At 72.5% G+C, this 407-nt stretch carries 1 pseudogene; it reads left to right on the top strand.

What is annotated here, in order from left to right:
* Nucleotides 1-262, top strand: a pseudogene (locus tag MKK58_RS27175) (hypothetical protein); the annotation flags it as partial.
* Nucleotides 263-407 lie beyond the last annotated feature (145 nt).

Here is a 407-nt window from a genome sequence, read left to right on the forward strand (position 1 = left end):
CGGCGTCGCCCGCGAGATGCGCGTCACCCTGCTGCCCGACCGCCTGCTGGCGCTCGGCATCACGGCGGCCGACGTGAACCGGCAGCTGCGCCTGACCTCCGCCGACATGGCGGGCGGGCAGGACGGCCGGTGCACGGGATCAGAGCATCCCGGCACGGGCGCCGGCCTGGGGCGCCTAGTCGGGGTAGGACTTGCGGATCGGGTTGACGGTGCGCGGGTCGCTGCGGACGCCCTTGGCGCCCATCCGGTGGTAGGGGGCCGCACGCGACTCCGTGAAAGTCGGGAACGGCGGCGTGTTCATGAGAGACGGTTCCCGCGTCAGGTGCCGCTAGCTCGGGGCGGAACGGGAGTCGATGAGCATCAACAGCCGGGCCCGCCGGACGGTGATGAGGTACGTGTTGGCCTCC

It is taken from the genome of Methylobacterium sp. J-078, from assembly GCF_022829285.1.
Taxonomy (GTDB): domain Bacteria; phylum Pseudomonadota; class Alphaproteobacteria; order Rhizobiales; family Beijerinckiaceae; genus Methylobacterium.